This is a genomic window from Burkholderia sp. HAN2018, from assembly GCF_024704855.1.
Lineage (GTDB): Bacteria > Pseudomonadota > Gammaproteobacteria > Burkholderiales > Burkholderiaceae > Burkholderia > Burkholderia cepacia.
Map to the genome: position 1 here is coordinate 1 of NZ_QOBB01000484.1, position 1,697 is coordinate 1,697.

Annotated in this window: 2 protein-coding genes; both read right to left on the minus strand. The window is 70.1% G+C overall.

Features of this window, described 5'->3' with window-relative positions:
• Positions 1-85: 85 nt before the first annotated feature.
• Positions 86-865, minus strand: coding sequence for an outer membrane lipoprotein-sorting protein (locus DPV74_RS41210; protein ID WP_034190065.1), 780 nt, complete (start codon positions 863-865; stop codon positions 86-88).
• Between the two features lie 52 nt (positions 866-917).
• The coding region (locus DPV74_RS41215) for an ABC transporter permease (protein WP_162923333.1) at positions 918-1,697 on the minus strand (780 nt) is incomplete at its 5' end.

The window sequence follows — 1,697 nt, forward strand, 5'->3', positions numbered from 1 at the left end:
GCCTCCGCGCCGGCCGACGCCGCACGCGCGAGCGCCGGCAGCAGCACGAACGCGAGCGCGGCGACCCGGCATCGACGCCGCACCGTCATTGCGCCTGGAAGCGGGACAGGTAGTCGCGCTGCAGCCATGCATCGGGAATGTCGCGCCACGCGTAGTCGGAGAAACGCATGACCGTGACCCAGTTGCTGTCGAGCCCGTCGATGATGACCGTTTCCGTCGGCCGCTCGACGCCGAGCTGCATCGTGTAGCGCCGGTAGAACGCGGTCTTCAGCAGCCGGTCGCTCTCCGAATAGAAGCGCGCCTTCAGCGGCCGGTTGTTCGCCGCGTCGATCCAGATCTCGATGCGGCGGTACGTCAGCCCGTCGCCGTGGCCGGTGAGCGCGAGCCGGTATGCGCGGCGGGTCTGCCGGTCGCCGTCGGCGATGTCCTCGACGCCCTTCAGCTCGGCCGTGTAGTCGTGCGCGAGATTGACCGTCACGACGTCGCCGTTCGCGGCCTGCCCGAGCAGCCGCTGGTCGGGCGAGATCCGCACGCTCGCCTGGTTCGCGGGATCGTAGAACCACAGGTCGTTGCCGTTCTTCAGCATCAGCTTGCCCGTGTCGCGCGCCGGCGCGACGAAGCGCACCAGCGTGCGGAACGCGCCGCCCGGCGCGTCGGGCTTCGAATAGATCGACAGCGTATTGCCGTCCACCTGCTTGCCCGACCGATACTCGATCAGCGTCGCGGTCAGCACGAACGATTTCGCCGGCGCGCGGATCGCGTCGCTCGCCGCGAGCACCTTCTGCGGATCGGGCGCCGGCTGCGCGTGCGCGGCGCCGGCCAGGAATGAAAGACTCAGACAGCATGAAACGAACAGGCGACGCACGTGCGCTCTCCCCGAAAGTGAAATGAACGAAAAAGACCGCATCCGCACGGCGTCATACGTGCCGCAGCGCATCGACGATCGACAGCCGCGCCGCGTGCCGCGACGGCAGCCACGCGGACAGCCCGGCCACGCATGCGAGCCCCGCGAACGTGACGGCGATGGTTCGCCACTCGCCCCACACGCGCACCGTCAGCGCGACCGCGTCGATGCGCGCGGGCGGCGTCCAGGCCAGCCCGCTGTGATTGACGGCCGCGGCGATCGCGAGCGCCGCCAGCACGCCGAGCGATGCGCCGGCCACGCCGAGCAGCGCGCCCTCGCAGACGAACAGCGCCTGAATGCCGCCGCGCCGCATGCCCATCGCGCGCAGCGTGCCGATCTCGACCGTGCGCTCGATGATCGCGGTGCTCATCGTGTTGCTGATCACGAACAGCACGATCGCGCTGATCAGCACGAACACGAAACCGAAGATCACCGAGAACATCCGGTTGGTCTGGTCGTAGAACGGGTTCAGCGTTGCGAAATCGACGACGTCGAGCGGCTGGCCGTCGAAGCCGCCGCGCAGCAGCTGCTCGATGCGCGCGCGCGCCGCCGGCAGATCGGCCGTGCGCGCGAGCTGGATCTCGAGCGCGGTCGCGCGCGGCTCGGCGCCGCCGTACACAAGCCGCTGCGCCTGCGGCAGACGCACCGCGAGATACACGTCGTCGAGCTCCTTCACGCCCTGCTGCTCGGCCTTCACGACCGAGAAGCGGCCGACGTTCGGCGCGCCGCCCGCACTCGCGGTCAGCACCTCGATGTGGGTCGCGCCGTCGCCGGCCGGCTGCGAGCCGGCCTC